General features: G+C 33.7%; 19 protein-coding genes. 6 read left to right on the plus strand and 13 right to left on the minus strand.

Features of this window, described 5'->3' with window-relative positions:
* Positions 1-1385 (plus strand): T9SS type B sorting domain-containing protein (locus HJ01_RS17680; RefSeq protein WP_157999925.1); only part of this gene is annotated, 1385 nt, incomplete at its 5' end.
* A gap of 196 nt (positions 1386-1581) precedes the next feature.
* On the opposite strand, the gene HJ01_RS14745 is transcribed toward HJ01_RS17680, so the two are convergent.
* The 12 genes from HJ01_RS14745 to HJ01_RS14800 all read right to left on the minus strand — a co-directional run bounded on the left by HJ01_RS14745 (position 1582) and on the right by HJ01_RS14800 (position 16596).
* Positions 1582-3672, minus strand: a complete 2091-nt coding sequence (locus HJ01_RS14745) for a T9SS type A sorting domain-containing protein (protein ID WP_007139279.1) — start codon at positions 3670-3672, stop codon at positions 1582-1584.
* A gap of 11 nt (positions 3673-3683) precedes the next feature.
* Entirely contained in the window at positions 3684-6086 is a 2403-nt protein-coding gene (locus HJ01_RS14750; RefSeq protein WP_007139280.1) for a T9SS type A sorting domain-containing protein, read from the minus strand.
* 11 nt (positions 6087-6097) lie between these two features.
* Positions 6098-8374: a T9SS type A sorting domain-containing protein gene (locus HJ01_RS14755; protein ID WP_040474022.1), complete on the minus strand. Its 2277-nt coding sequence runs from the start codon at positions 8372-8374 to the stop codon at positions 6098-6100.
* A gap of 117 nt (positions 8375-8491) precedes the next feature.
* Complete coding sequence (locus HJ01_RS14760) at positions 8492-8914, minus strand: hypothetical protein (protein ID WP_007139282.1); 423 nt, start codon at positions 8912-8914, stop codon at positions 8492-8494.
* Between the two features lie 88 nt (positions 8915-9002).
* On the minus strand, positions 9003-9875 hold the full coding sequence (gene sucD / locus HJ01_RS14765) for a succinate--CoA ligase subunit alpha (protein ID WP_007139283.1): 873 nt from the start codon (positions 9873-9875) through the stop codon (positions 9003-9005).
* A gap of 85 nt (positions 9876-9960) precedes the next feature.
* Positions 9961-10323 carry a nuclear transport factor 2 family protein gene (locus HJ01_RS14770; RefSeq protein ID WP_007139284.1) on the minus strand — a complete coding sequence of 121 codons (363 nt, stop codon included), beginning with the start codon at positions 10321-10323 and terminating at the stop codon, positions 9961-9963.
* 1 nt (position 10324) lies between these two features.
* Entirely contained in the window at positions 10325-11254 is a 930-nt protein-coding gene (locus tag HJ01_RS14775) for a UDP-3-O-(3-hydroxymyristoyl)glucosamine N-acyltransferase (RefSeq protein WP_007139285.1), read from the minus strand.
* A gap of 69 nt (positions 11255-11323) precedes the next feature.
* A complete protein-coding gene (gene efp / locus HJ01_RS14780) occupies positions 11324-11890 on the minus strand; it encodes an elongation factor P (protein ID WP_007139286.1) in 567 nt (188 codons plus the stop codon).
* A gap of 147 nt (positions 11891-12037) precedes the next feature.
* Positions 12038-12823, minus strand: a complete 786-nt coding sequence (gene lpxA / locus HJ01_RS14785) for an acyl-ACP--UDP-N-acetylglucosamine O-acyltransferase (protein ID WP_007139287.1) — start codon at positions 12821-12823, stop codon at positions 12038-12040.
* 79 nt (positions 12824-12902) lie between these two features.
* Positions 12903-14291, minus strand: a complete 1389-nt coding sequence (locus HJ01_RS14790; protein ID WP_007139288.1) for a bifunctional UDP-3-O-[3-hydroxymyristoyl] N-acetylglucosamine deacetylase/3-hydroxyacyl-ACP dehydratase — start codon at positions 14289-14291, stop codon at positions 12903-12905.
* Entirely contained in the window at positions 14284-15327 is a 1044-nt protein-coding gene (gene lpxD, locus HJ01_RS14795) for a UDP-3-O-(3-hydroxymyristoyl)glucosamine N-acyltransferase (RefSeq protein ID WP_007139289.1), read from the minus strand. The genes HJ01_RS14790 and lpxD overlap by 8 nt, the downstream gene beginning before the upstream one ends.
* Positions 15328-15354: 27 nt before the next feature.
* Positions 15355-16596 (minus strand): HD domain-containing protein, encoded by a 1242-nt coding sequence (locus HJ01_RS14800; RefSeq protein WP_040474023.1) that lies wholly within the window; start codon positions 16594-16596, stop codon positions 15355-15357.
* A 206-nt stretch (positions 16597-16802) separates the two neighbouring features.
* Here HJ01_RS14800 and HJ01_RS14805 point away from each other — a divergent pair, with 206 nt between their 5' ends.
* Genes HJ01_RS14805 through HJ01_RS14820 form a run of 4 tightly spaced genes read left to right on the plus strand, consistent with a single transcriptional unit; the run spans position 16803 to position 23020 of the window.
* The gene (locus HJ01_RS14805; RefSeq protein ID WP_007139291.1) at positions 16803-17297 is read left to right on the plus strand and encodes a GbsR/MarR family transcriptional regulator; all 495 of its coding nucleotides are present in this window, start codon (positions 16803-16805) and stop codon (positions 17295-17297) included.
* A gap of 25 nt (positions 17298-17322) precedes the next feature.
* Positions 17323-18429 carry an efflux RND transporter periplasmic adaptor subunit gene (locus tag HJ01_RS14810; RefSeq protein WP_007139292.1) on the plus strand — a complete coding sequence of 369 codons (1107 nt, stop codon included), beginning with the start codon at positions 17323-17325 and terminating at the stop codon, positions 18427-18429.
* A gap of 33 nt (positions 18430-18462) precedes the next feature.
* Positions 18463-21630, plus strand: coding sequence for an efflux RND transporter permease subunit (locus HJ01_RS14815; RefSeq protein ID WP_007139293.1), 3168 nt, complete (start codon positions 18463-18465; stop codon positions 21628-21630).
* A complete protein-coding gene (locus tag HJ01_RS14820) occupies positions 21620-23020 on the plus strand; it encodes an efflux transporter outer membrane subunit (protein WP_007139294.1) in 1401 nt (466 codons plus the stop codon). The genes HJ01_RS14815 and HJ01_RS14820 overlap by 11 nt, the downstream gene beginning before the upstream one ends.
* A gap of 96 nt (positions 23021-23116) precedes the next feature.
* Here HJ01_RS14820 and HJ01_RS14825 read toward each other — a convergent pair whose 3' ends face one another.
* Positions 23117-23911, minus strand: a complete 795-nt coding sequence (locus HJ01_RS14825) for a DUF1080 domain-containing protein (protein ID WP_007139295.1) — start codon at positions 23909-23911, stop codon at positions 23117-23119.
* Positions 23912-24448: 537 nt separating this feature from the next.
* Here HJ01_RS14825 and HJ01_RS14830 point away from each other — a divergent pair.
* Complete coding sequence (locus tag HJ01_RS14830; protein WP_007139296.1) at positions 24449-25723, plus strand: O-acetylhomoserine aminocarboxypropyltransferase/cysteine synthase family protein; 1275 nt, start codon at positions 24449-24451, stop codon at positions 25721-25723.
* The last annotated feature ends 202 nt before the right edge of the window (positions 25724-25925 follow it).

A 25925-nucleotide genomic window follows, 5' to 3' on the forward strand; every position in this document is an offset into this window, starting at 1 on the left:
CGGGACAATGTGCGAATCCAACCAAATTAACGATTGTTGTAAACCAAAAAACAACTCCAATATTTACAGCTGTTGCTCCTATTTGTGAAGGAGAAACACTTGCTTCTCTTCCATTACAATCAATCAACAACATCATTGGAACTTGGTCACCTTCTTTAAACGATACTACAACAACAGAATATACATTTACTCCAAATGCGGGACAATGTGCTAATACGGCCAAATTAACGATTGTTGTAAATCAAAAAACAACTCCAACATTTACAGCAGTTGCTCCTATTTGCGAAGGAGAAACACTTGCCCCACTTGCACTACAATCAAACAACAATATCAATGGAACCTGGTCGCCTGCTCTAAACAATACTACAACTACTGACTATACATTTTCTCCAAATGCAGGAGAATGTGCAAACTCAGCCAAACTAACGATAACTGTAAATCAAAAAACAACTCCTACATTTACAGCCGTTGCTGCTATTTGTGAAGGCGAAACACTTGCCGCACTTCCACTACAATCAAACAACAGCATCAATGGAACCTGGTCGCCTGCTTTAAACAATACTGCAACTACTGAATATACATTTACACCAAATACGGGACAATGCGCTAATCAAACTAAATTGACGATCTCAGTAAAACCAAAACCAATTCCGCTTTTGACAGATGGTAAAATATGTGTCGATAAGAATTCAAATAAAGTAATCCAGTCTTATCTTTTGGACAGCAAACTAAATAACGCAACTCATAATTTTGAATGGTTTTTAGATGGGATTACTATCTACAATGCCTCGCAAAGTACTTTTGAAGCTACTCAAAAAGGAACCTACTCTGTTAAGGCTACAAATAAGTCTACTAATTGTAGTGCAACACTTGTTGAAGCAATAGTTACTGAAACTTTGTCTAACAGCACAATATTTAAAATAACACAAACGAATGCCTTTAGCGATGATGCTACTCTAACTATTTCAGTTGTTGAAGGAACTGCAAACTACGAATATCAGCTGGACCAAAGTCCTTTTCAATTGTCAAATGTTTTTTCAGAAGTTTCTCCAGGCACACATATGTTACGAGTTGTAGATACTGAAGCTTGTACTGATTTAAGCTACCAAGTCATCGTAATAGGCTATCCAAAATTCTTTACACCAAACGGAGATGGCCATAACGACACTTGGAAAATCATTGGCTTCAACAGTCAATACAGTCCTTCCATCACTATTTTTGACCGCTACGGGAAATTATTAAAACAAATAAACTCGAGTGATTTCGGTTGGGACGGCACCTTTAATGGACAAGCAATGCCTGCCACTGATTATTGGTTTAGAGTAATCTATCTCGAGGACGGAATCAATAAAGAATTCAAATCTCATTTTTCATTAAAAAGATAGTATCTGTTTTTTTAGGAGCACAACATTTTATTTTAATTCCACTTCCCTCCTGCTTTCCACAGTATCTTTTGTGTCGAAAAGCGTCACAAAAGGATACTTGCCTCAATCAGGGCTAAAGAGGATATTTTGATTTCAAAACAAAAAAAAACTGCTCGAATTGACCAAGCAGTTTAGCTATTTGAAAATTATTTCTTTTTTAGTTTTTTATAAACTTCATATTTGATGTTCCTTTATCAGTATTCATTTTCAAGAAATACTTTCCAGTCGCTAATTTAGAAACATCCACTTTAGAAATACTTTGAGCATTAGGAACTGCAATAACTAATTGTCCTAAAACATCCAGAACCGCAATTGATTGTAATTCAATAGCGGTTTTAACGTTAATATTCAGTATATCATTTACAGGATTCGGATACACACTAAAGTAATCCGAAAACGCAAAATCCGTAATCCCTAAAGTTTTAAATGTTGAAGTCGCTTTATTGGTTAGAATTGGAAAATTATAATCAAAATAAATACTGGCTTCATTGGTAAAAGAATCACCCGTTACAAGTGTTGGCAAGGTTTTAATTTTAAAAGCAATATAACCATCGTTTGTAGCGTCGTCAAAAGGCAGGTTAATACTTTCGAATATAAATTCGACTTTATTTCCATTCGAAATATTGGTTATAAACTCATGACTCCCTTTTGTCGGAACCAAGGTTGAAATATCAAATTTGGATAAATCAATTAGATCCTTTACAACAATGTTTTGAGCAGGATAAGTTCCCGTATTTTCAAACCGAATCAAATAATGCACATATTCGCCAATCAATTCTGGAGTGATTGCATCTCCTTCTAAACAGGTCTTATCGTTAGGATCAAAAGACCCCACCACAATCTGGCGGAAAGCAAATGAATTGTCTACCGGTTTCTCATCTCCAGTTACAGGAGTTATTAAGGCATTAAAACTCAAACGGTCTCCAAGATTCACTGCGGGAGTTTCCATTGGAGAATTGACATTTAGAGTTACTGTGATTTCACGTTTTTCGAATGGTTGCAGATTAGTATAATTCCAGCTGAGTTTATCCACAACTTGATTATTAACTACTGGAACTGAAGATACATAATCTAAAACCGCATCATTAAACGTTAAAGTAACCAAGCCTGACAAGGTACTATTTCCCTTGTTTTTATAAATGATTTTATATGTAGCATCAAAACCTGGTCTTGCAGGAACTGTTGGTAAAATGGTTATTTCAAGATCGTTATGTAATCCTTTAGGTGATATACAAAAATCTTGATTATAAGGGCTCGTTTGTGTTGGAAAATTTACATTTATTGAAGAAGGTGAAATATTGAAATAAGATAGATTTTCTAAAATTGGTGTAATTGTATAATTCCCTTGCTTAACAGCAATTCTGAAACTCCCTGAACTATTAGAAATTATTTCTTTTGAATTTAAACCGTCAAAAATATTAAACCTTTGGTTAGCTAAAGACGAATCCGATTCCTCACATCCATTATTATTTAAATCTATTTTTTGATTTCCTTGAATCGTATAAAAAGTACCACCTGGATTAAATGAGCAATACGAATTTACCACACAATTGTTATATCCTAAGGAAACTACATTGTTTTGTAACCAACCTAACTCGGATTCATCTGCACAAACGAATTTAAGATTTGGGTTTTCATTAAATTGCACACTTCCTTGTTCTTTCCCATTTTTCAGAAACAAAGACTCTAGTTGATTTCCCCAACAATTTAATCCCCATAGATTTACTAAATCACTTGTGTTTAGTGTAGTAATGTTGTTTTTACCACAATTTAACTCATACATACTTGGTAAATTATCTAAATTCAAGGAGACAATTTGATTATAAGAACAATCAATATGTGTTAGATTAATCAATCCATTAATATTTAATGATTTTAGCTGATTATTACTGCAAATTATATCTTTCAGACCTATTAAACCTCTGACGTCTAATGCTGTTATTTTATTATTATTACAATACAAAGTTTCAAGATTTTTAAAACTCAAAATACCTGTTAAATCAATTATTGTCGAACCAATTACATTCAAATAACTGACTTGTAAAGCTTCAGTAGTTTGGATTTCGCCATCTTTATTTGCATCAACTTCAAAATAAACACCACTTAGATTTTTAGCAACATATAAATATTGACCTTTTCCAGATAACACTAATTTCTCTTTAAAAGTAGCGTCAGGAATAGCAACAATTTGTGCTTTTGCAGTAGTGAAAAATAACAAACACAATAGTAGAAAGTATAGTTTTTTCATCAAAATAATTTTTACTGTTTAATAAATTTAAAGCTTGAACTTCCCTTATCTGTGTTCATTTTTAAGAAATAATTTCCAATGGTTAATTTTGAAACATCCACTTTTGAAATATTCTGAGCATTTGGAACAGCAATAATTATTTGTCCCAACATATCATAAATCGCCATCGTCTTTAGAGGAATAGTATTTTTAATTCCAATATTCAAAATATCATGAACTGGATTTGGATATACATTAAAATAATCCGCAAACGCAAAATCTGGAGTTCCTAATGTTTTGAAAGTAGAAGTCGCTTTATTAGTGAGAATGGGGAAATTATAATCAAAATAAATATTGGCTTCATTAGTAAAAGAATCCCCAGTTGCCAGTGTTGGCAAAGTTTTGATTTTGAAAGCAATATAACCATCATTTGTAGCATCGTCAAAAGGTAAATTAATGTTTTCAAATATGAATTCGACTTTATTTCCATTCGAAATATTGGTTACAAATTCGTGGCTGGCTTTTGTTGGAACTAATGTCGAAATATCAAATTTGGATAAATCGATGAGGTCTTTTACCACAATATTTTGAGCAGGATAGGTTCCTGTATTTTCAAAACGGATTAAATAATGAACGTACTCCCCTATCAATTCTGGAGTAAGAACATCGCCTTCTAAACAGGTTTTATCATTAGGATCGAATGAACCTACCACACTTTGGCGCAAAGCAAATGAATTATCTACCGGTTTTTCGTCTCCTGTGACAGGATTAATAATAGCATTAAAACTCAAACGATCTCCAATATTTACAGCAGGAGTTTCCATAGGAGAATTTACGTTTAGAGTTATCTCTATCTCCCGTCTTTCAAATGGTTTCAAAGTAGAATAATTCCAAATTAAATTATTTATAGCTTGACTATCCACATTGGGCATAGCAGAAACAAAATCCAAAACGGCATCATTAAAAAGTAAGGAAACTGTTCCTGACAGTACTGAATTACCATTATTTTTATAAATTAATTTATATACCGCATCAAATCCTGGTCTTGCTGGAATTAGTGGTAAAATTGTAATTTCTAAATCATTATGTACACCATTGGCTGTGATACAAAAATCTTGATTAAAAGGACTTGATTGCGTTGGGAAAGTAACGGTTAGTTTTGCAGGAGAAATAGTCATATAGTTAGAATCCTCAACTATTGGAGTTATTTCATAAGTTCCTTCCTCAACAGGAATTGAGTAATTTCCCGTCCCATCAGAAATTAAATTACCTGTTGTCGTTCCATTTGTAATTAAAAATTTAATGTTAGATAGAGATAAATCCAAAGGGTCACAACCATTTTTATCACTATCAAAACGTAAGCTTCCATGAATGTCATAAAAAGTACCGCCTGGAATAAAAGAACAATAGGAACTTACAACGCAATTCGGATTGCTAGAATTGGAAATTTGATTTTGTATTTCATCTAATTGATTATCATCAGCACAAATATATTTTAAAGCTGTATTATTAGCAAAACTTAAAATATTTTCTTTAGTACCATTCTTTAAAAACAATGTCGTTAAATTAGGATTTGCATTACAATATAAATTCGTGAGTTTTTTTAAATTACTCACATCCAATGTTGAAATATTATTCGAAGAACAAGCTAACCATTCAAGATTAATTAAATTACCAACATCTACTAATGAAATCTGATTATATTCACAAAATAAAGAGCTTAGTTTTACTAAATCAATTACATTTAAGGAAGCAATTTTATTGTTATTACAACCTAAACTTTGAAGGTTTATAAGCGTACTACAGTCAAATGTCGTAACTTGATTAAAGTTAAAATGCAAACTTATTAGATTTGTTAAACCAGTCACATTTAATGATGTTAGCTGATTACTACTGCAATCTATATATTTTAATTTTGTTAATCCACTTACATTCAACGAGCTCAGAACATTATATTTACAGTCTAATTCCTGAAAATTAGCTAACCCTCTTAAATCTAATCCTGAGAGATTATTATTACTACAAATTAATGATTGAAAACTTCTTAAACTACTGACATCTAGTGTTGAAATCGTATTATTTGAACAATCCAAAAAATATAAATTTACTAATCCACTTAAATTAATTGATGATAGTGAATTTTCAGAGCAGTAGAATATATTAAGATTGATGAAATTAGTAATCCCTACTAATGAAGTAATGGAGGCATTAGTAACATTTAACTGACTTACTTGTAAAGCTTCAGAAACTTCAATCTCGCCATTATTATTTACATCTATTTTAAAAAAAGAGCCTCCTACATCTTTAGCAATGGTATTAGTTTCATTTGCGGCCAGTAATTTGGCTTTAAATTTTGCATCTGGAATATTTATAACCTGAGCATTAACACTACTGTAAAAACAAATTGTAACAAGTAAAAAGTAGACTATCTTCATAAATAGTATTTTTAGTGTTTGATAAATTTAAAACTTGAACTCCCTTTATCAGTGTTTATTTTTAAGAAATAATTGCCAGTTGACAATTTTGAAACACCCACTTTTGAAATATTCTGAGCATTTGGAACCCCAATAACTATTTGTCCTAACATATCATAAATTGAAATTGATTTTAATTCAATGGTCTTTCTAGTTTCAATATTTAAAATGTCAGTTACTGGATTTGGATATACACTAAAATAATCTAAAAACTCAAAGTCTGCAATTGCTAATGTTTTAAAAGTAGAAGTGGCTTTATTTGTAATAATCGGGAAATTATAATCAAAATAAATATTGGCTTCGTTAGCAAAAGAATCCCCAGTTGCCAGTGTTGGCAAAGTTTTAATCTTGAAAGTAATATAACCATCATTTGTAGCATCGTCAAAAGGTAAGTTGATGTTTTCGAAAATGAATTCTACTTTATTCCCATCAGATATTTTAGTCACAAACTCATGACTGGCTTTTGTTGGAACCAAGGTTGAAATATCAAATTTAGATAAATCGATGAGATCTTTCACTACAATATTTTCGGCAGCATAGCTTCCTGTGTTTTCAAATCGGATTAAATAATGTACATACTCCCCTATCAATTCTGGAGTAATAACATCTCCTTCTAAACAAGTTTTATCATTTGGATCAAAAGACCCCACCACAATTTGGCGCAAAGCAAATGAATTATCTACTGGTTTTTCATCCCCAGTTACAGGTGTTATTAAGGCATTAAAACTCAAACGATCTCCATTATTCACTGCAGGGGTTTGCATTGGTGAATTTACATTTAGAGTTACAGTTATTTCACGTGTTTCAAAAGGTTGCAAATTCATATAATCCCAACTGAGTTTGTTTGTAATTTGATTATCAAAGACTGGTGTCGCAGAAACGTAATCTAAAACGGCATCGTTAAACGTCAAAGAAACCGAACCTGATTGACTTGTATTTCCCTTGTTCTTATAAATAATTTTATAAGTTGTATCAAATCCTGGTCTAGCTGGAATTAACGGTAAAATCACCACTTCCAGATCATTATGAATACCGTTTGGAGTGACACAAAAATCTTGACTATAAGGACTAGTTTGTGCTGGAAAAGCAACATTTAGAGAAGTTGGAGAAATGTTAAAATAATTTGGGTTTTCAATAATTGGAGTTATAGTATGTGTTCCACCTTGAACAGGCATCGAATAATTTCCAGATGTATCTGAAATAAAATTCCCTGTATTGGTCCCGATAGTTATTTTAAACTTCAAACTTTTATAAACAGCATCATTTACAGTACAACCATTATTATCGATATCTAATTTAGATTTTCCTTTTATCGTATAAAAAATTCCGCCAGGTGTAAAAGAACAGTAGGAATTAACAACGCAATTCGTATACAGCAAATTATTAACTTTAGATTGTATGTCTAATAATTCATCTTCATCTACACAAATATATTTTAATGTTGGATTGAAACTAATATAATAATTATAGTTTGTTGTGAAATTATTTTTAATAAATAGGGATTCAAGGAGATTAAAATTACAGTTAAATTGAAATAAATTATGACAACTTGAAAGATCTAAGGTTGTTATTTTATTTGAAGAACAGTCTAATTCGGACAATTTAGTACAGTTTGAGACGTCAATTGCACTTAGATCATTCATAGTACACAACAAAGATACTAATTTGGTATGTCCTGATACATCTAAAGACTTAATTGGATTTACACTACAATTTATATATCCAATATTAGGATTATCTACAAATACTAACTGAGTAATACTATTATTATTACAATCTAAAAACTTTAAAGTACTTAATCCAGATAGGTCTAATGTTTCTAATTTATTTGCATAGCAATTCAAAGTTTCAAGATTTTGTAAACTGTTCAAATTCAAATTATTTAATTCGTTTCCAAAACAATTGAGCTCTTTTAGAAAAGTAAATTTACTGGCATCAAAGCTTGTTACTTTATTCCAACTAAATTCTAATATTCTAATATTAGTAAAATATTCTAAACCATCAAAATTAGAAATACCAGCACCATCGAGTCTTAGTCCTTGCACTGCTAATGCTTCGTCTCTTTGAATTTCATTATCATTATTGCTATCAATTTTAATTCCTTTACCATCACCATTGGTCGCAATATAACTGTCTGCACTTGCTTCTAGTAATTTTTTCTTAAAATTGGCATCTGGTATATCAATAAGCTGAGCGTTAAGACTTCCAAATAAACAAAATCCAATAAGTAAAAAGTAAAGTTTTTTCATTTCATAAATTAAAGTAATCAAATATATAGAAATCAATTAGTAATAAATTATTTTCCTACAAAAAAAGCCTTACCGAAGTAAAGCTTTTTTTATAAAATATATGATTTTTGAAATTGACTAGAAAGCCACATTCCATTTTGGTAATCTTCCATTTTCGTCCATGAAGTTTTGTAAAACTTGTCCTTCTACAGCCGTTGGAATTCCTTTAGATGTATCATTGAATGTTTCGTACCACACTACTTCTAAAGTCCTGATATCCTCTTTAGCCATTTGTGCTGGCCAAGAATATTTTCTTCCCGTTTTCGCAAACTGGTGCCCTTCAACGATCTTTTCTTTCAAACCACCATTTTTGATTTTCAAAGACCCGTCATTTTGCACAGTTCCAGTAGAACCAACCATGATTAACTCTTTTTCATCTCCAACTGCATAAACCAAAAACACACCACTTCCTTCAGAAGCGTTGCATACCTGCTCTAAGTTATCATCTGCTGTAAAAGTAAAGCTATCGCTTACTTTAAAATTTTTCAATTCTTTATACATCTTTCTTTTCTGTTAATATTAAATAAAATGCCTCACAGAAACAGTGAGGCATTTTTATAATGACTTGAAATCATTAATAATTTTTCAATTATCCAATAACTTCTTTTACTTTTTTACCAATCTCAGCTGGAGAATCCACAACGTGTATTCCACATTCTCTCATAATTTGTTTTTTAGCTTCAGCTGTATCGTCAGATCCACCTACAATAGCACCTGCATGACCCATTGTTCTTCCGGCTGGAGCGGTAACTCCTGCGATGAAACCTACAACTGGTTTACGGTTACCATCAGCTTTAATCCAATGTGCAGCATCAGCTTCTAATTGACCACCAATTTCACCTATCATTACGATACATTCAGTTTCAGGGTCATTCATCAACAATTCAACTGCTTCTTTTGTAGTAGTACCAATAATTGGGTCTCCACCAATACCAATAGCAGTAGTGATTCCTAATCCTTGTTTTACTACTTGGTCAGCCGCTTCATAAGTTAAAGTTCCTGATTTAGATACAATCCCTACAGTTCCTTTTTTGAAAACGAAACCTGGCATGATACCAACTTTAGCTTCACCTGGAGTAATAACTCCCGGACAGTTTGGACCAATTAGTCTTGCATTTCTTTCTTTAACGTAAGCATTTGCTTTAATCATATCTGCAACAGGAATTCCTTCCGTAATTGCGATAATCACTTTTATTCCAGCATCAGCAGCTTCCATTATTGCATCAGCAGCAAAAGCAGGTGGTACAAAAATAATAGTTGTGTCAGCACCCGCTCGTTCAACGGCATCTTTTACAGTGTTGAAAACTGGACGATCTAGGTGACTAGTTCCCCCTTTTCCTGGAGTAACACCACCAACAACGTTAGTTCCGTACTCAATCATTTGAGAAGCATGGAAAGTTCCTTCGCTTCCTGTAAATCCTTGAACAATAATTTTGGAATCTTTATTAACTAAAACACTCATGATATATATTTTATGTGATTTTTAAAAATTGTCATGCAAAAGTAAGGTTTTGAAAATTATTTGAGACCTTTCCTGACAAAATAAATTACGATATTTGACTCATTTGATAACCTCTATGTAATTTATTGTCTTTTATTTGCCAAATTGATATAAAATGTGCCAACAGCATCTCTTCTCTTGGATTCTCTATTGTCTTTACAAAATGTGAATAACGAACCGTGATCATATCATTTTCTGCGATAACGTGGCTTATTCTTATTTTTGAACGAACATAAGCCTTTGCTAATTCGTCAGATAATTCTACCAAAGAATCAAAATCCAACTGTACGAATCCTTTACTGCTATTCCAATCTACAATAACATCAGGGTGCAAATATTCCTTCATGACGCTACTGTCTAAAAGGGCATCTGATTTGTAGAATTTTTGAACGATTTCTTTTGCTGTCATATTATTTTAATTTGTTTAAAATCTCGGGGATTTTTTTAATATTGGCCAGTTGCTTTAACTTTTCTCTGGACTCTTCGATTGGGGTTCCAAAATAGGATTTCCCTCCTTCTACTGATTTCGTCACTCCCGTTTGACCAAGAATGATTGCTTTTTTTCCAATTGTTATTCCGCTTGTGGTACCCACTTGTCCCCAGATTGTAACTTCATCTTCTATAATTACACAACCTGCAATACCTGTTTGCGAAGCTATCAGACATTTTTTTCCAATCACTGTGTCATGTCCTACATGCACCTGATTGTCGAGTTTTGTTCCTTCTCCTATGATCGTGTCACCGCTAACACCTTTATCAATAGTACAAAGTGCACCAATGCCAACATTGTCTTTTATAACCACTCGACCACCCGAAAGTAGTTGATCAAATCCATCCTCACGTTTTTTATAATAAAAAGCATCAGCTCCTAAAACAGAGCCAGCATGAATGATTACATTGTCTCCAATTACCGTGTGATCATAAATGGAAACGTTTGAATGTATTACACAGTTTCTGCCAATTACAACGTGGTTTCCCACGAAAGCATTTGGCTGTATCACCGTACCTTGACCAATATTTGCTGAAGCAGAAATTGAAGCATTAGAAGACTGAAAAGGTTTAAAATGAGTCGTTAATTTATTGAAGTCCCTGAATGGATCGTCAGAAATTAAAAGTGCTTTTCCTTCAGGACAATCGACTTTTTTATTAATAAGAATAATCGTTGCCGCTGATTTTAAAGCTTTATCATAATATTTGGGATGATCCACAAAAACGATATCGCCTTCTTCCACGACATGAATTTCGTTCATGCCTAAAATTTCAAAATTTTTATCACCTACAGATTCACACTTAAGTAAATTTGCAATTTCTTGTAAAGAATGTACTTTATTAAATTTCATAAATTTAGTATTCAATGATCAATAGCCGGTATTCAGTTTGCATATAAACTGAATACCACCTACTTCAAACTATTCTTTAACACGCTCCATGTAAGAACCTGTTGTGGTGTCTATTTTAATCTTATCTCCTTCATTGATAAACAAAGGTACATTTACGCTAGCTCCAGTTTCAACAGTTGCTGATTTTGTTGCATTAGTAGCTGTATTTCCTTTTATTCCCGGTTCTGCGTAAGTAACTTCAAGAATTACTGAAGATGGCATATCTACTGATAATGGCAAATCAGTTTCTGTATTGATACTTACCATTACAGTTTCTCCTTCTTTCAACAAATCTGGTGAATCCAAAATGTTTTTATTCAAAGAGATTTGTTCGAAAGTCTCCGTGTTCATGAAATGAAAATCATCTCCTTCTGGATATAAATACTGGAACTTGTGATTTTCAACTCTTACTTCTTCAATCTTATGACCAGCTGAAAAGGTATTGTCCAATACTTTTCCATTACTTAAACTTCTCAGTTTAGTTCTAACAAATGCAGGTCCTTTTCCTGGTTTAACGTGAAGAAATTCAATGATTTTATAAATGTCATTGTTATATTTAATACACAATCCGTTTTTGATGTCTGATGTAGATGCCATGATATTATTTGTTTTTTCCCCACTCAAGCTCTCCCCGAAGGGTAATAAAACAGAATGGAAGTGTGTTACTTATTATTTATAGTATTATTTTAATTTTTATCCAACTAATAAACTCATCTTGATCCTTTTGAAGGACTGACTTAATTTCTAATAGTTCCCTGTGTAACCTTTCATAACTCCCCTAGAAGAATTTCTGATAAAATCAAGAATTTCGTCACGCTCCGGAGTTGCTTCCATCTCTGCTTCAATAATTCCTATTGCCTGTGTGGTATTATAGTTTTTTTGGTACAAGATTCTATAAATATCTTGAATCTCTTTGATTTTTTCAGTTGTAAAACCTCTTCTTCTCAATCCTACAGAGTTAATCCCAACATAAGACAAAGGCTCTTTTGCAGCTTTTGTAAAAGGAGGAACATCTTTTCTAACTAATGAACCGCCAGAAATCATTGCATGGTCCCCAATATGAATAAACTGGTGTACTGCTGCTAAACCACCAATAACGGCAAATTTACCAACTGTTACATGTCCTGCTAATGCTACACCGTTTACAATAATAGCATTGTCACCAATATGACAATCATGAGCAATATGCGCGGTTGCCATAACTAAACAATTGTTTCCAAGTGTTGTTTGACCTGATGCTATTGTACCGCGGTTGATCGTGACACATTCTCTAATGGTACAATTATCACCAATAATAGCCAGTGATTCCTCTCCACCAAACTTTAAATCCTGAGGAACAGCAGAAATTACTGCACCAGGAAATATATTACAATTTTTTCCAATTCTTGCGCCTTCCATAATGGTTACATTAGAACCTATCCAAGTTCCATCACCGATAACTACGTTATTGTGAATGGTTGTGAAAGGCTCAATAACAACATTTTTGGCTATTTTCGCGCCAGGATGAACATATGCTAAGGGTTGATTCATCTACTTATTTTTATGTTTTTTATATTCATGATAAAAATTTTGAAAATCTAATTTCGAATTTTTTACCCTAATCTTAAATTTATTGCTTTTTGGCAATTTGAGCCATTAATTCTGCTTCTGCAACAAGTTTTCCATTTGCGTAAGCGTTGGCTTGCATATGACAGATTCCACGTCTGATAGGCGTAATTAAATCACATTTAAATATTAAAGTATCACCAGGCAATACCTTGTGCTTGAATTTAACATTATCAATTTTCATGAAATAGGTTAAATAATTTTCAGGGTCTGGAACCGTGCTTAACACTAATATTCCTCCGGTTTGAGCCATGGCCTCAACAATTAGTACACCCGGCATAACTGGAGCTTCTGGAAAATGCCCAACGAAGAAATTTTCATTCATTGTTACATTTTTCATACCCACTACATGACTTTCAGACATTTCAATAATTCTGTCAATCAATAAAAATGGAGGTCTGTGAGGTAGAACCGCCATGATTTTATGAATATCCATCAAGGGCTCCAAATTTAAATCATAAACTGGAACATAATTTCTTTGTTCTATTTTGATAATTTTAGCCATTTTTTTGGCGAATTGAGTATTTACAAAATGCCCTGGTTTATTAGCGATAACTTTTCCTTGTATTTTAGTACCTATCAAAGCTAAATCCCCAACCACATCAAGAAGTTTGTGTCTGGCAGCCTCATTAGGGTAATGCAATGTCAAGTTATCTAAAATCCCATTCGGTTTTACATTGATAGTTTCTTTGCCAAAAGCTACTTTCAAATTCTCCATTGTAGACTCAGATATTTCCTTATCAACATATACAATAGCATTATTTAAGTCGCCTCCCTTAATTAGACCATTGTCTAGCAGTTCTTCTAATTCATGTAAAAAACTAAACGTTCTTGATTCAGAAATTTCTGTTTTAAAATCAGCTATACTTTTCATGTTAGCATTTTGGGTACCTAATATCTTAGTTCCAAAATCTACCATAGCAGTAACACAATAATGGTCACTTGGCATAATCAATATTTCACTTCCCGAAGCTTCATCAGTAAAAGAAATAACCTCTTTTACTACGTATACTTTGCGTTTCGCATTTTGCTCTTCAATTTCGGCTTTTTCAATCGCTTCAACAAAATACTTAGACGAACCATCCATTATAGGTAGTTCAGAAGCGTTTAATTCAATAATCACATTGTCTAAATCGCAACCAACTAATGCTGCCAGAACATGTTCTGGTGTTTGGATTTTTACTCCAAGTTTCTCTAAATTGGTTCCTCTTTGTGTGTTTACGACATAATTCGCGTCAGCTTCAACAACAGGTTGTCCCTCTAGATCTACTCTGACAAAAGTGAATCCATTATTTATTGGAGCCGGCTTAAAAGTCATTTGAACCTCTTTCCCGGTGTGTAATCCTACTCCGGTAAGCGAGATTTCTGTCTTGATAGTCTTCTGTTTAACCATTATTCCCGTTTTTTTGGTTTATTATTTGTTTTTTTAATTCTTCTAATTCTGCAACAATTTTTGGTAAATTCTTGAAATAAACATATGATTTGCTAAAATCATTGTATCCAAACGTTGGACTTCCCTGCAAGATTTCATCGTCTTTAATATTCCTTCCTACACCCGACTGGGCTTGAATTCTAACATTATTTCCAATGGTTAAATGACCTGCAATTCCTACCTGTCCACCGATCATGCCGTTTTTGCCAATTTTTGTAGAACCGGCAATACCCGTTTGTGCGGCAATTACTGTATTCTCTCCTATTTCAACGTTATGGGCAATCTGAATTTGATTGTCAAGCTTTACCCCTTTTCTTATAATCGTAGAGCCCATTGTGGCTCTATCTATCGTAGTACAAGAACCTATGTCAACATTGTCCTCTATAATAACGTTCCCTATTTGGGGTATTTTTTTAAATGTTCCATCGGGATTTGGCGCAAAGCCAAAACCATCTGCACCAATAATAGCACCGGAATGTATCGCGCAATTGCTACCAATCACCGTTTCCGAATATATTTTGGCACCTGCAAAAATAGTCACATTATCTCCAATGACAACATTATCTCCAATAAAACAATTTGGATAAATCTTGACATTATCACCAATAATAACCTTTAAACCTATATAACTAAAACTCCCTAAATATAAATTTTTGCCATATTTAGTATTTTCCGAAATAACAGATGGCTGTTCTATTCCACTTTTATTTCCTTTGGCCTGATCATAAAACTCTAATAATTTTGAAAAAGCCATATAGGCATCTTCCACTTTAATTAATGTTGTTTTTAGTGCTGATTCTGGCACAAAGCTTTTGTTTACAATCGTAATACTAGCTTCTGTAGTATAAATGAAGCTATTGTATTTAGGATTCGATAAAAAAGTCAGTGAACCGTCTTTTCCTTCTTCAATTTTAGATAACTCGTGCACTTCAGCATTGGGATTCCCAACAACCTCACCTTCCAAAATCCCCGCTATTTGTTCTGCTGTAAATTTCATTCCGACAAAAATATAAAAAAATAGATTTTAAATGTTCATTTCCACAAGTTGTTTTGGGAAACAGATGTAATATTTGGTAACCGATTTTGATAATGATTTTAAATTCAGCTGGTCAGAAGATTCAATTACATCCTCGACTGTCTTGTCTTTTTTCAAAATTCGTATCGGTTCCTGTTCCTTACTATACGCTTGGTTTTTTATTTTACCTTTAAATATAAAATAAGTAGTTTCTGCTATACTTATGTTATTATCCAGTGCAAAACGTTCCTTCATAGGCTGCAAATCTTCCACTGGTAATTTTTCACTAGTCAATTTTATTTTCAATAAATCCCTATTAATAATCATTTTGCTTAAAGAAGATAAAATAAAATCATCCTGACGTTGCCATGATTTCAAAGCGCTTATAATATCAAAATCATCTAATTGAGAAAACAAATCCAACGTATCTGTATCGAATGTATCTAAGGTAATTTTGTTTTGTAAAAAAAACTTGAGCGGCTCACTACATGGTAAAACCGTTCCTTTTAAAGTAAGTTCTTTGGCGCGTTTTAATATTCTAGTCAAAATCAACTCTGCCACCAAACTAGTTTTATGTAAATAGGCTTGCCAGTACATCAGCCTTCTAGACATCAAGAATTTCTCTACTGAATAAATTCCTTTTTCTTCGATTACCAAAACATCGTCTACCACATTCATCATTTGGATTAATCGCTCCGAATTGACATTCCCTTCTGCAACACCTGAATAAAAGCTATCCCGTTTTAAATAATCCATTCGATCCATATCTAATTGGCTTGAAATAAGCTGCAACATGAACTTTCTATGATAATCCCCTTCAAACACCTGAATTGCCAAATCCAATTGTCCATCAAATTCCACATTCAATTGATGCATGAACAACAAAGAGATTTCTTCATGGTGTACGTCTTCCACGATGCTTCTTTCCATGGCATGAGAAAATGGTCCGTGACCAATATCGTGCAATAAAATCGCTATATATAGGGCATTTTCTTCTTCCCTGCTTATTGACACTGCTTTAAAACGAAGCACGTCAACTGCCTTTTGCATCAAATGCATGCAGCCCAACGCGTGATGAAAACGAGTATGATTAGCACCTGGATACACTAAATAAGACAAACCCATTTGAGAAATACGCCTTAAACGCTGGAAATAAGGGTGTTGTATTAGGTCGTAAATTAAGGCATTCGGAATGCTTATGAAACCATAAATGGGATCGTTGAATATTTTTAGTTTATTGATTTCACTCACTATAACTTTCTTTTTAGGTCAACAAATATAGTCAAATTAGATCTTATTACTTAAAGTGTTTTTGGGAACCCTATATTCTACGAGAACCGCAGTTTTTTAAGTATAAAATTAGAATACAGTAATTCTAAAAAATTTTAACATAATATTAAGTTCGATTGGTTCGGTGTTTTGCGAACCAAGACTATATTTGCACAAAATTTAATACCGTGGACATTCAAAAAGAAAAAAATGAGATAAGAGAAATGTTTGGTGATCATTTTGAGAAACTTTATAACATTCCTCCTTTAGCTGCCAGAATAATAGGAGTTCTAATAATTGATGCTTGTAAATCAGGACTTACGTTTGAGTCATTAGTTGAAACTATGGGCGCAAGTAAAAGTTCAATTTCGACCAATTTGAATTTACTCTTAAAAATGGAAAAAATCACCTATTTCACAATCTGTGGTGATCGTAAGAAATATTTTAAAGCAGCCGATTTAAGTAAAAGATTGGACAGCTACTTGCAGTTACTTGCTTCTGAAATGGCAATTATCAACCGAATGATTGTTTATAGAGAACATACCGCTTCTTGTCCTGAGGAGAAATGCAATCTCGAAAACGTAAAAGCGTATAAAGAACACGTTAATGAAGTTGAGAAAATATTCCTAAATACAATACAAAAGTTTCAAGAAACAGAAATCAAAAATAAAAACAATCAATAATTAATTAATTCTAGTAAATACAATAATGAAAAAGAAATACTTTATAGGAGCAGTATTATTATCAATAAGCTTCCTCTCCTGCAAAAAAGAAACAACTCAAACAGCTCCTCCTGTACAACCTTACAAAGTGGTACAAATTGAGACATCAAATACTACCCTTTTAGCTGAATATCCTGCAAGTTTAGAAGGAATCACAGACATTGATATTCGTGCAAAAGTAGATGGCTATATCGAAAAAATATACGTTCAAGAAGGTCAACAGGTTAAAAAAGGACAAATACTTTTTAAACTAGAAACTCAAACAGCTACACAAGAGGCTGCTGCTGCAAAAGCTAAAATAACTGCTGCTCAAGTAGAAGTAAATCGACTAAAACCGTTAGTTGAACGTAACATTATTAGTGATGTACAACTAGAAACTGCCAAAGCTAATCTTGCTGGAGTAAAAAGTAGCTACCAAAGTATTGTTGCTCGAATTAATTACGCTACTATAAAAAGCCCTGTTAACGGAATTGTAGGGAGTTTACCTTTACGCTTAGGAAGTTATGTCAGTAGTCAAACAGTAGAGCCTTTGACTCGTATTTCTGATGTGAGCACTGTTTTTGCTTATTTTTCTGTGAATGAAAAACAACAATTGGATATCATGATGAATTCAGAAGGAAAAACATTTCAAGATAAAATTAATAAAATGCCTGCTGTGAATTTAGTTTTAAGTAATGGTATTCCTTATGAGCAAAAAGGTAAGATTGAAACTTTTAGTGGTCAAGCCAATATGCAAACTGGTTCCTTTAATGTAAGAGCTAGTTTTCCTAATCCAAATAAACTATTACGCTCAGGTGGAAGCGGAACAATCCAAATTCCTACTGCTTTACAAGATGTCATTATTATTCCTCAAAATGCAACTCTAGAAATGCAAGATAAGCGCATTGCTCTTGTTGTTGATAAGGATAATAAAGTGAAAGCAGTACCTATTGTAGTTCGCCCTGTACCTGGAGGTCGCTATTTTGTCGTTGATAGTGGACTTACAACTTCCGACAAAATGCTTATTGAAGGTATAGGTATTGTTACTGAAGGAACTCCTATCAAACCTGTAGTAGTAGATTTTAGTACGACCATTGAGTCTACAAAAAAATAATTGACAAACTAACTATTGAATAAATAACAAAATATGTTTTCAAAATTCATTGACAGACCAGTATTGTCAACAGTGATATCCATTATCATCGTAATCTTAGGGGTTATAGGGCTACTTTCCCTTCCCGTTTCACAATATCCTGAAATAGCACCACCAACAGTAACAGTAACCGCGAATTATCAAGGAGCAAGTGCTGAAGTAGTAATGAACTCCGTAGTTATTCCGTTAGAGGAACAAATTAACGGTGTTGAAGACATGTCTTACATGACTTCAACATCAAATAATGACGGTTCAGCTTCAATAAGTATTTATTTTAAATTAGGTACGAATCCTGATCTAGCAGCCGTAAATGTGCAAAATCGTGTCTCACGTGCCACACCTTTATTACCACAAGAAGTTACGAAGGCAGGGGTTACAACATCAAAAAGACAAAGTGATAATATTTTGATTTTCTCTTTGTATAGTGAAAACCCTGATTATGACATGACTTTCCTGCAGAATTATGCCAATATCAATATTTTACCAAAAATTAAAAGGGTTGCAGGTGTTGGAGAAGCAGTGATCTTTGGTCAAAAGGACTACGCTATGCGTATTTGGCTTAAGCCTGATGTAATGGGTGCATATGGCCTAGTTCCTTCTGATATTTCTGCATTATTGGCAGAACAAAATATAGAAGCTGCACCAGGACAATTGGGTGAAAATAGTGGCCAATCTTTCCAATATAATTTAAAGTACAAAGGTCGTCTACAAGACACTAAAGAGTTTGAAGAAATTATTGTTCGCTCCACAGAAAACGGTGAAATCCTTAAATTAGGTGATGTAGCCAGAATTGAATTAGGTGCTGTTAACTACGCCAGTAATACGTTGACTAATGGTAATCAGTCAGTTGCTATTGCGATAGCTCAAACGGCAGGTTCTAATGCTCAAGAAGTTATTGAAGGATCCTTAAAAGTTTTAGATCAATCAGCAGTTAGCTTCCCTAAAGGAGTTCATTATACGACCTTAATTAATGCTAATGATTTCTTAGATGAATCAATCACAAAAGTGATTCATACGCTAATTGAAGCCTTTATATTAGTATTTATTGTTGTTTTCATCTTCTTACAAGATTGGAGATCTACACTTATTCCAGCTATTTCAGTTCCCGTTGCCATTTTAGGAACATTCTTTTTCCTAAGCTTATTTGGCTTTACGATCAACTTGTTGACGCTATTTGCACTTGTACTCGCCGTCGGAATTGTAGTCGATGATGCCATTGTGGTTGTGGAAGCCGTTCATGCTAAAATGGAAGCTGGAGAATCCGACCCCAAAAAAGCAGCTCATAGTGCCATGGGCGATATCAGTAGTGCCATTATTTCGATTACTTTAGTGATGTCGGCTGTATTTATTCCTGTTTCATTCATTAGCGGTTCGGCTGGAGTTTTCTACAAACAATTTGGTTTAACCCTAGCGGTTTCTATTGTATTATCAGCTATTAATGCCCTTACACTTTCTCCCGCATTGTGTGCTATTTTCTTGAAACCACATGAGAACGAAAAGAAAACAGGCTTCTTAGACCGATTTTATACTGCATTTAATGTTGGATTTGAAACTACTACTAAAAAATACAAAAGATCAGTAGAGTTTTTCATAAAACGCAAATGGTTAGCGTTTTTAGGAATTGCTATTTTCGCAGGGCTTTTTGTATTGTTATTAAATATTACCCCTAAAGCTTTTGTACCTGGAGAAGATACTGGAGCAATACTTTCGGATGTTTCTCTTCCACCAGGAACATCACTTGAAAATACTGAAAAAGTATTATTAGAAATTGAAAATAAGATTAAAGACATTCCTGAGATAAAAGAAATACTCCGTATATCGGGTCGAAGTTTGATTAGTGGTACAGGTAGTAATTACGGAATGGTAATTGTAAAATTGAAAACTTGGGCAGAACGTAAGGATGCCAATCAAGAAATATCGATGATTGTGCAAGAATTGTTTAAACGAACTGCTGCGGTAAAAAATGCTAAAGTTCTATATTTTGCTCGCCCTACGCTTGTTGGTTTTGGTTTTACCAATGGATTTGAATTCCAATTGCAGGATCAAAAAGGAGGAACTATTAAAGAGTTAAGCGAGGTTAATAATAACTTTTTGGCAGCCTTAAACAGCCGTCCAGAAATTAAATATGCTGCTACTTCATTCTCTCCAAATTACCCACAATATAGAATCGACTTGAATGTAGCGGCCATTAAAAGATCAGGCTTAAGCGTTTCTGATGTTTTGGGAACTATGCAAGGTTATTATGGAGGTGTTTACGCTTCTAACTTTAATAAGTTTGGAAAGCAATTTCGTGTAGTATATCAATCAGAACCTGAATTCAGAGCGAATCCAGAATCTTTAAACAAAGTTTTAGTACGAAATGACAAAGGGCAAATGGCTCCTATTTCTCAATATATTACTTTAGAAAAAGTATTCGGTCCGCAAGCAATTGATCGTTTTAACTTGTTCACATCAGTTAAAGTTACAGGAGCTCCTAATGATGGATTTAGTTCTGGTGACGCTATTAAAGCCGTTGAAGAAGTAGCTAGTCAAAAACTACCTGTTGGTTATGGTTATGAATTCTCAGGAATGACCCGTGAGGAAATTAGTGCAGGTGGGCAAACCCTATATATTTTCTTATTGTGTTTGGTTTTTGTTTACTTCTTATTGGCAGCTCAATACGAAAGTTATATGTTACCATTTGCTGTATTAATATCATTACCTATTGGATTAGCAGGAGCGTACATTTTTGCTTACATATTTAATGTAAGTAATAATATTTACCTACAAATTACGCTGATCATGCTTATTGGTTTACTCGCCAAAAATGCCATTTTGATAGTTGAGTTTTCTGTAGATGCAAGAAAAAAAGGATTGAGTATTTCACAAGCTGCCATTCAAGGTGCCGTAGCACGTTTACGTCCTATTTTGATGACCTCATTTGCGTTTATCTTCGGGTTATTGCCGCTTATGTTGGCTCAAGGAGCTGGAGCTGTAGGAAACAAGGCAATTGGAACTGGAGCTATTGGTGGAATGTTAATAGGAACTCTTTTAGGAGTATTTGTAATTCCGGTTTTGTTTATTGTTTTCCAAACATTACAAGAACGAGTTAGTACAAAACCACTTCCTGTTTCAAATCAGGATTCAGATGTTTCACTTTTAGATGAAAAAAATGAAGAATAAAATATATAGAATCGCGCTCTTAGGAGTAACTGCAACAGTAATGCAATCGTGTTTTGTTGCAAAAGAATATGAACGTCCGGAATTAAAAACGGAGAATCTATACCGAAATGAAGTGGTGTCAACAGACACTACTTCATTAGCAAATGTTTCTTGGGACAAAGTTTTTACCGACCCACTTTTGCAAGGATATATTTCAAAAGGATTGAAAAACAACTTGGATGTTCGCATTGCCATGCAAAACATTGTTGCTGCACAAGCTACGATGAAACAAGGAAAATCGGGCTACTTCCCTAGCCTATCTGTCGGTGCTGACTGGACACATCAATCCATCTCAAAAAATAGCCAATCAGGTACATTCTTGCAAACTCTTGATGTTGACCAATACCAATTGGCAGGAAGCCTTTCTTGGGAAGCTGATATTTGGGGAAAAATAAGAAGTAACAAACGTGCCACTAACGCTGCTTATCTGCAAACAACAGCTGTAAATCAAGCGATAAAAACGCAATTGATTGCTAATATAGCTACCACTTATTACCAATTACTTTCAGTTGATGCACAAATTAAAGTAGCCGAAGAAACCTTAATCAATCGTGATAAAAGTATCGAAACTATTTTAGCATTAAAAAAATCAGGTAGTGTAACTGAAGTTGGTGTAAAACAAACTGAAGCGCAAAAATACGCTACGGAGATCATTATTGCCGACTTGAAGAACAGCGTTCTTATTTTAGAAAACACAATGAGTGCACTTTTAGGAGAAGCTTCAGCTAAAATTGAACGTTCTACTTTCAACTCTCAAAGTAAACCACCTGCAATCACATTAGGTGTACCTGCTAATTTATTGAGAAACAGGCCGGACGTAATTGCTGCCGAATACAACTTGATTACCAACTTTGAGATGACTAACGTTGCAAAAAGTGGTTTTTATCCAAGTTTAAAAATCACCGCTACTGGAGGTCTTCAAAGTATCGATTTAAAAGAATGGTTTAGTGCTAATTCGCTTTTCGCCAATGTAATCACAGGCTTAACACAACCTATTTTCAATCAAAGACAAGTAAAAACAAAGTATGAGGTAGCGCAAGCTAATCAACAAAAAGCTTATTTGCAATTTGAGCAATCATTGCTAACGGCAGGTAAAGAGGTTTCAGATGCTTTAGCGCAATACAACAATGAAACCTATAAGATTTCTATTCGCGAAAAACAGGCTGATGCACTGTCAAAAGCAAGCATGTTCTCTGACGAATTATTAACTTATGGTTTAGCAAATTATTTAGAAGTATTGACTGCTAAGGACGCCGCTTTAAATGCTGATTTAAGTTTAGTAGATAATAAATTTCAACAATATAAAGCTGTAATCCAATTGTACAGAGCCCTTGGTGGTGGATGGCAATAACACACACCTTGATAAGATTATAACAGGTTAATTAATTCGAAAAAAGCCACTAAGCATTGTACTTAGTGGCTTTTTTATGAAAAAAAAATATGCTATTTATAATCTTCTTATCCAGATATTTCTAAATTGTGTTTTGCAACCATGTTCTTGTAACGAAATCACATCTTCTCCGTGCGAGGAAGGATAATTATGCAAACCTGAATAAAGGGTCAATCCATTGATAGTTGCATTATTTTGTACCAAAACACCATTATGAAAAACAGTTATTCTTGCTGGAGCATCAATCAATCCATTCGCTTTAAAACGCGGTGCGGTGTAAACAACATCATAACTATTCCATTCTAAAGGTGTTTTCATTGCATTAACTAAGGGCGGATGATCTTTGTAGATGCTTCCTGCCTGCCCATTACTATACGTTCTATTGTTATAGGAATCCAATACTTGTAGCTCGTACCTGTTTTGAAAAAAAACACCGCTATTCCCTCTCCATTGCCCACCATCTACAACGACATCTGGGGCACTCCACTCCATATGCAGCTGACAGTCGCCAAACTGCATTTTAGTTTGAATTCCTCCTGCATCAGGGACAACTTCCATATAATCGTTGTTAACAATTTTCCAAGCAGCAGCTTTACTATTGTCTCTTTGACTTACCCATTGACCCATATTTTTACCGTCAAATAAAATAATGGCATCCGAAGGTGCTTCTCCTTGCTGTTTTCCTGGTGTAACTGTTTTTACTTCTGGTTCCCAAATTTCAGTCATTTCTGGTTTCATTGGCATTGGTGATACTTCTGGTGGGGTATCAATTACCGTATGCTGCGCCATTAGAGCTGTACTCGAAAACAAAACTACTATTCCAAAATAACGACTTATTTTTCTTGATTTCATAACTACTTAATTTAATAAAAGATAAAAATATAATAAAACCACTCTGTTTTTACACTAAATCTGAAAAAACACGATATTATTTTTAATTTTTTCAAACAGATATTCCTTTATTATTGCTACTAAGCATTATTTAAATCACCAAATTACATCTCTATTTTATTCAATTCCACTACCTCTTTAAAAACAATTTACATCTTACAAGCTAAAATCAAAAACATAGTTTTGTAAAAGCATTTACTTAAACCATACGCTTTTAGAAAATGATGTATTGTAAATCAATTTTGTATATGTACACAGAATAACGATGTTTTCAACTAGTTTTTTATAGCCTAGATTCCATTACTAAATAGTACTTCTTGATTACTTTTTATTTAATGGTTTTTAATATATTTTGTTATAAATCAGATGTTTCAACAAAATTTAATATTAAAATCGGATTCTGTAAATCAAGACAATTATCTTTGATAGCCTAATCAACACAATTAAAAATAAATTAATTTAATTAGAATCAACAGCTTACTAAATATCTAAATAAACATGAGTACACCAAAATTTGCAACAAACGCATTACATGCAGGTCACGACACTACAAAACATGGAGGGACAAGAGCAGTTCCTATTTACCAAACGTCTTCATACGTTTTCGATAACTCTGAGCATGCGGCCAACTTATTTGGACTTGCTGAAGCGGGTTACATTTACACCCGATTAAACAATCCAACTAATGATATTTTAGAACAACGGCTTGCTGCACTTGAAGGTGGTATTGCAGCAGTTGTTACAGCTTCTGGAACTGCGGCCATTGCAACTTCTCTATTGGTACTATTAAAAACTGGAGATCACATTGTGGCCTCTAGCAGTTTATATGGAGGAACTTTCAACTTATTAAATACAACTTTGCCAAGGTTAGGGATTACTACCACTTTTGTAGATCCTTCTGACCCAACAAATTTCACAAAAGCGGCTAAAGAAAATACAAAAGTGTTTTTTGCTGAAAGCTTAGGGAACCCTAAATTAGATGTTTTGGATTTAAAAGCGATTGCAGCTGAGTCCAAAGCTTTCAAAGTTCCATTCATGGTTGATAATACTGTAGCTTCCCCTTATTTGTTAAATCCTATTGAGCATGGAGCAAACATTGTAATTCACTCCTTGACCAAATATATCGCTGGAAACGGAACTTCATTGGGTGGAGCGGTTATTGATGCTGGAACTTTTGACTGGAGTAGCGGAAAGTTTCCTGAATTTACAGAGCCAAATGAAGGATATCATGGATTGGTATATCACGATGCATTAGGTGCAGCTGCTTTTATTGCTAAAGTTAGAATCGAAGGTTTACGTGATTTTGGTGCAGCTTTAAGTCCCTTTAATGCTTTTCAAATTATTCAAGGACTTGAAACATTAGCAGTTCGTGTTCAGAAACACAGTGAAAATGGCTTGGCTTTAGCACAATGGTTAGAAGGTCAAGAACAAGTGGCTTGGGTAAACTACCCAGGTTTGAAATCAAGTAAATATTACGACTTGGCACAACACTATTTGCCTAAAGGTCAAAATGGATTGTTGACTTTTGGTTTAAAAGGAGGATTTGAAGCCGCTAAAAAAGTGGCTGATGAAACGAAGTTGTTTTCGCTTTTGGCAAATATTGGAGACACAAAATCATTAGTGATACATCCTGCTAGCACAACACACCAACAGCTTTCTGACGAGCAACAATTGACCTCCGGAGTGACTAAAGATTTGATTCGTTTGTCAGTAGGACTTGAGGATATAGATGATTTGAAAGCAGATCTAAAAGCTGTTTTCGATACTTTATAAAAATCAACATTAACTATAAAAATCATATCAACATTAGTTTCAAGATTTATGAAAAGAGTAGGATAGAGTTAAAGTTCATTCAATTTAAAATTAAAATATAGTAAGAGCCTCCTTATAAATTGGGAGGCTTTTTAACTAACCTCAAATAATTGAAGGCTCCGAAAAAAGCAAATTAAATAATAACAACATTAGAAAGAATAAA

The sequence above is a fragment of the Flavobacterium frigoris PS1 genome (assembly GCF_000252125.1).
In the GTDB taxonomy this organism is placed as follows: domain Bacteria; phylum Bacteroidota; class Bacteroidia; order Flavobacteriales; family Flavobacteriaceae; genus Flavobacterium; species Flavobacterium frigoris_A.

What these genes read in the sequence shown, in the direction of transcription:
- HJ01_RS14750 (WP_007139280.1), bottom strand. Translation starts at nt 6,086, where the DNA reads ATGAAGATAGTCTACTTTTTACTTGTTACAATTTGTTTTTACAGTAGT.
- HJ01_RS14745 (WP_007139279.1), bottom strand. Translation starts at nt 3,672, where the DNA reads ATGAAAAAACTATACTTTCTACTATTGTGTTTGTTATTTTTCACTACT.
- HJ01_RS14825 (WP_007139295.1), bottom strand. Translation starts at nt 23,911, where the DNA reads ATGAAATCAAGAAAAATAAGTCGTTATTTTGGAATAGTAGTTTTGTTT.
- lpxD (WP_007139289.1), bottom strand. Translation starts at nt 15,327, where the DNA reads ATGAAATTTACAGCAGAACAAATAGCGGGGATTTTGGAAGGTGAGGTT.
- HJ01_RS14755 (WP_040474022.1), bottom strand. Translation starts at nt 8,374, where the DNA reads ATGAAAAAACTTTACTTTTTACTTATTGGATTTTGTTTATTTGGAAGT.
- HJ01_RS14830 (WP_007139296.1), top strand. Translation starts at nt 24,449, where the DNA reads ATGAGTACACCAAAATTTGCAACAAACGCATTACATGCAGGTCACGAC.
- HJ01_RS14810 (WP_007139292.1), top strand. Translation starts at nt 17,323, where the DNA reads ATGAAAAAGAAATACTTTATAGGAGCAGTATTATTATCAATAAGCTTC.
- HJ01_RS14770 (WP_007139284.1), bottom strand. Translation starts at nt 10,323, where the DNA reads ATGACAGCAAAAGAAATCGTTCAAAAATTCTACAAATCAGATGCCCTT.
- lpxA (WP_007139287.1), bottom strand. Translation starts at nt 12,823, where the DNA reads ATGAATCAACCCTTAGCATATGTTCATCCTGGCGCGAAAATAGCCAAA.
- HJ01_RS14815 (WP_007139293.1), top strand. Translation starts at nt 18,463, where the DNA reads ATGTTTTCAAAATTCATTGACAGACCAGTATTGTCAACAGTGATATCC.
- HJ01_RS14775 (WP_007139285.1), bottom strand. Translation starts at nt 11,254, where the DNA reads ATGAAATTTAATAAAGTACATTCTTTACAAGAAATTGCAAATTTACTT.
- sucD (WP_007139283.1), bottom strand. Translation starts at nt 9,875, where the DNA reads ATGAGTGTTTTAGTTAATAAAGATTCCAAAATTATTGTTCAAGGATTT.
- HJ01_RS14820 (WP_007139294.1), top strand. Translation starts at nt 21,620, where the DNA reads ATGAAGAATAAAATATATAGAATCGCGCTCTTAGGAGTAACTGCAACA.
- HJ01_RS14760 (WP_007139282.1), bottom strand. Translation starts at nt 8,914, where the DNA reads ATGTATAAAGAATTGAAAAATTTTAAAGTAAGCGATAGCTTTACTTTT.
- HJ01_RS14790 (WP_007139288.1), bottom strand. Translation starts at nt 14,291, where the DNA reads ATGGTTAAACAGAAGACTATCAAGACAGAAATCTCGCTTACCGGAGTA.
- efp (WP_007139286.1), bottom strand. Translation starts at nt 11,890, where the DNA reads ATGGCATCTACATCAGACATCAAAAACGGATTGTGTATTAAATATAAC.